Below are 3,895 nucleotides of genomic sequence, written 5' to 3'. Positions count from 1 at the left end.
ATCGAAGGGCACCTCCGGGATGAGCACCATGTGCGCGCCGGACGCCAGCCCGGAGTTCAGGGCGATCCAGCCGGCGTGCCGGCCCATCACCTCCACCAGCATCACCCGCTGGTGTGATTCGGCGGTCGAGTGCAACCGGTCGATGGCGTCCGTGGCGATGGTCAGGGCCGTGTCGAACCCGAAGGTGACGTCGGTGCAGTCGATGTCGTTGTCGATGGTCTTCGGCACCCCCACGACGGGGACCCCCTCGTCGGCGAGCCAGGACGCCGCGGTCAGGGTGCCCTCCCCACCGATCGGGATCAGCACGTCGATGCCGTTGTCGTCGAGGGTCTGCCGGATCCGGTCCAACCCGGCCCGCAGGATGTCCGGGTGGGTGCGGGCGGTGCCGAGCATCGTGCCGCCCTTGGTCAACAACCGGTCGTTGCGGTCGTCGTTGGACAACTGGATGCGTCGGTCCTCGAGCAGGCCGCGCCACCCGTCCTGGAACCCGACCACCGCCGACCCGTACCTCGAATCACTGGTGCGGACCACCGCCCGGATCACCGCGTTCAACCCCGGACAGTCACCACCACCGGTCAGCACTCCGATGCGCACTTCGCTCTTCCCTTCGCCGCCGGAACGGGGCCGTCGGGCCTCGTCGTACCTGCCCATCAGACGGGGATCGGAACGTTTCGACAACGAGCGCGCCCATATGGGCGCGAAATCGGGCATCGCGGATCTACGCTGGAGCGGTCGGGGCGGCCGTCCCCCGGCGCCACGAGGAGGCACTGATGGGGTCCATGGGGCCGGCCGAGGTGGTCCGGGCCGCAGCGATCGCGCGGCGGTTCTACTTCGACGGGAAGTCGAAGATGGAGATCGGCGCGGAGTACGGGCTGTCCCGGTACAAGGTGGCCAGGATCCTGGACGCGTGCATCGAGTCGGGCCTGGTCCGCATCGAGATCAACACCGACGCCGCGATCGAGGCGGATCTCTCCGAGCGGCTCCGTCGGGCGTACGGGCTGCGCCGCGCACTGGTCGCCACCGGCTCGTTCACCGACTTCGACGGTCTGCGACACGGGCTCGGGCGGGTCGCCGCCGACCTGCTCAGCGAGGTCGTGACCGAGACGGACGTGCTCGGCGTCGGGTGGGGGCGCACCCTCGACGCGATGGCGCAGCACGTCCGGGACCTACCGCCGTGCACCATCGTCCAGATGTCGGGGGTGGTGGGCGACGTCCAGGCCAGCTCCGTCGACCTGGTGCGGCAGTTGACCTCGGTCTCGCGCGGGCCGCAGTACCCGATCTACGCGCCGCTGATCATGTCGGATCAGCGGATGAAGGCTGCCCTCGCGCGGCAGCCGGGGGTCGCCGCAGCGATGGACCTGTGGAAGCGGATCACGGTGGCCGTGGTGGCCGTCGGGAGCCTGGACCTGACGGGCTCCCAGGTGTACGCGATGCTGTCGGATCAGGGACGGGCGGAACTGGATTCGCTCAGCGTGGCCGCGGAGCTCTGCGCCATCCAGTTCGACGCCGCCGGGCGCCCGGTGCGCACCAACTACAGCGGGCGCACGCTGGCGATCTCGTACCGCGAGCTGGCCGCGGTCGACGAGGTCATCGCCATCGCCGGCGGCCACCAGAAGGTGGAGGCCATCCGTGCGAGCCTGATGAGCGGAGTCGTGACCTCGCTCGTCACCGATCGGGAGACCGCCATCTCGCTGCTGCGCGTCGCGCCCGCCGAATCCGCGGACCGCGCCTGATGCCCATATGGGCGTGATGGTTGTCACGTCCATCGCCGGTGCATACCTTTCGTCGTGTGACTCGTCGAACCAAGATCGTCTGCACTCTGGGCCCTGCTGTCGGAACCGAGGAGAAGGTGCTCGCTCTCGTCGAGGAGGGCATGGATGTCGCCCGCCTCAATTTCAGTCATGGTGAGCACGCTGATCATGCGGTGAACTACGACCGCGTCCGTGCCGCCTCGAACTCGACCGGGCGTGCGGTGGGGATCCTGGCGGATCTGCAGGGCCCGAAGATCCGTCTGGGGCGGTTCGCGGGTGATGGGCGCACCGTCTGGGAGACGGGTGAGACGGTCCGGATCACGGTCGATGATGTGGTCGGGACGCATGATCGGGTGTCGACGACGTACAAGGAGTTGGCGCAGGACGCCCGCCCGGGCGACCGGTTGTTGGTTGATGACGGCAAGGTCGGTCTGACGGTGTCGTCGGTGGACGGCAACGATGTGGTCTGTGAGGTCACTGAGGGTGGCCCGGTGTCGAACAACAAGGGTGTGTCGTTGCCGGAGATGAACGTGTCGGTGCCTGCGCTCAGTGAGAAGGACATCGAGGATCTGGAGTTCGCGCTGCAGTTGGGTGTGGATTTCATCGCGTTGTCGTTCGTGCGGTCGCCGGCGGATATCGAGCGGGTGCATGCGGTGATGGACCGTGTGGGTCGTCGGATCCCGGTGATCGCGAAGTTGGAGAAGCCGGAGGCGATCGAGAACCTCGAGGCCGTGATCCTGGCGTTCGATGCGGTGATGGTCGCCCGCGGCGACCTCGGCGTCGAGCTGCCGCTCGAGGAGGTACCGCTCGTCCAGAAGCGCGCGATTCAGATCGCCCGGGAGAACGCCAAGCCGGTGATCGTGGCGACGCAGATGCTCGAGTCGATGATCGAGAACAGCCGTCCGACGCGGGCGGAGGCTTCGGATGTCGCGAACGCGGTGCTCGACGGTGCGGACGCGGTGATGCTCTCGGGTGAGGTGTCGGTGGGCAAGTACCCGATCGAGACCGTCCGGACCATGGCCACCATCGTGCGCGCGGTCGAATGCGGGCCCATCCGCATCCAGGACCTCGCCCACACGCCACGGACTAAGCCTGGCATCATCTCCTACGCCGCCCGCGACATCGGGGAACGACTCCAGGTCGCCGCACTCGCGGCGTTCACCGAGTCCGGCGACACGGTGCGCCGCCTGTCCCGGCTCCGCACCCACCTGCCGCTGCTGGCGTTCACGCCGCACCGTCAGGTCCGCGACCAGCTCACCCTGTCGTGGGGCACCCAGACCGTCCTCGTCGACCCGGTCAGCAGCACTGACCAGATGATCGCCCAGGTCGACGCCGCCCTACTCGGACTGGGCGAGTACGCGCGCGGCAACCAGGTCGTGGTCGTCGCCGGCGCCCCGCCGGGCACCGTCGGCTCGACCAACCTGATCCGGGTGCACCGGATCGGCGAAGACGACCACTGATCCACGGCCCCAACGCAATCAACCCAGATGGTTGCCGCCCCGGCATCCACGGAGAGGATTCACCATGCCCATCGCTACCCCCGAGGCCTACCGCGAGATGCTTGATCGTGCTCGCGAAGGTGGTTTCGCCTACCCGGCGATCAACTGCACCTCGAGTGAGACGATCAATGCGGCGATCAAGGGTTTCGCTGATGCCGGTAGTGACGGGATCATTCAGTTCTCCACCGGTGGTACGGAGTTCGGTTCGGGCCTGGGTGTCAAGGACATGGTCGTGGGCGCGGTGGCGTTGGCGGAGTTCGCGCATGTGGTGGCGGCGCAGTACGACGTGACGGTGGCCCTGCATACGGATCATTGCCCGAAGGACAAGCTCGATGGCCTGGTGCGGCCGCTGCTGGAGATCTCCGCCGAGCGGGTGGCTCGCGGCGAGAATCCGTTGTTCCAGTCGCACATGTGGGACGGTTCGGCGATCCCGCTGGAGGAGAACCTGGAGATCGCGCAGGAGCTGCTGGCGAAGTGCAAGGCGGCGAACATCGTCCTGGAGATCGAGATCGGTGTGGTCGGTGGTGAGGAGGACGGTGTCGAGAACGAGATCAACGACAAGCTGTTCACCTCGGATGAGGATTTCGCGAAGACGGTCGATGCGCTGGGCACCGAGGGCTATCTGCTGGCGGCGACGTTCGGCAA

The 3,895-nt window shown here is 67.4% G+C and carries 4 protein-coding genes; 3 read left to right on the top strand and 1 reads right to left on the bottom strand.

Translation table 11 applies throughout. The features are described from left to right. Positions 1–594, bottom strand: a 594-nt coding sequence (locus tag AXK60_RS10430) for an ATP-dependent 6-phosphofructokinase (protein ID WP_139057872.1), incomplete at its 3' end; no start/stop codon positions are given. 176 nt (positions 595–770) lie between these two features. Here AXK60_RS10430 and AXK60_RS10425 point away from each other — a divergent pair. The 3 genes from AXK60_RS10425 to AXK60_RS10415 all read left to right on the top strand — a co-directional run. Further along, entirely contained in the window at positions 771–1,733 is a 963-nt protein-coding gene (locus AXK60_RS10425; protein WP_068982522.1) for a sugar-binding transcriptional regulator, read from the top strand. Positions 1,734–1,789: 56 nt separating this feature from the next. After that, positions 1,790–3,211: a pyruvate kinase gene (gene pyk / locus AXK60_RS10420; protein WP_068571082.1), complete on the top strand. Its 1,422-nt coding sequence runs from the start codon at positions 1,790–1,792 to the stop codon at positions 3,209–3,211. A gap of 64 nt (positions 3,212–3,275) precedes the next feature. Then, positions 3,276–3,895 (top strand): class II fructose-bisphosphate aldolase (locus AXK60_RS10415; protein ID WP_175399985.1); only part of this gene is annotated, 620 nt, incomplete at its 3' end.

The sequence above is a fragment of the Tsukamurella pseudospumae genome, from assembly GCF_001575195.1.
In the GTDB taxonomy this organism is placed as follows: Bacteria; Actinomycetota; Actinomycetes; order Mycobacteriales; family Mycobacteriaceae; genus Tsukamurella; species Tsukamurella pseudospumae.
Note: the sequence above shows the minus strand (reverse complement) of the source record. Positions and strands in the feature narration are given on the sequence as shown.

What these genes read in the sequence shown, in the direction of transcription:
- AXK60_RS10425 (WP_068982522.1), top strand. Translation starts at nt 771, where the DNA reads ATGGGGTCCATGGGGCCGGCCGAGGTGGTCCGGGCCGCAGCGATCGCG.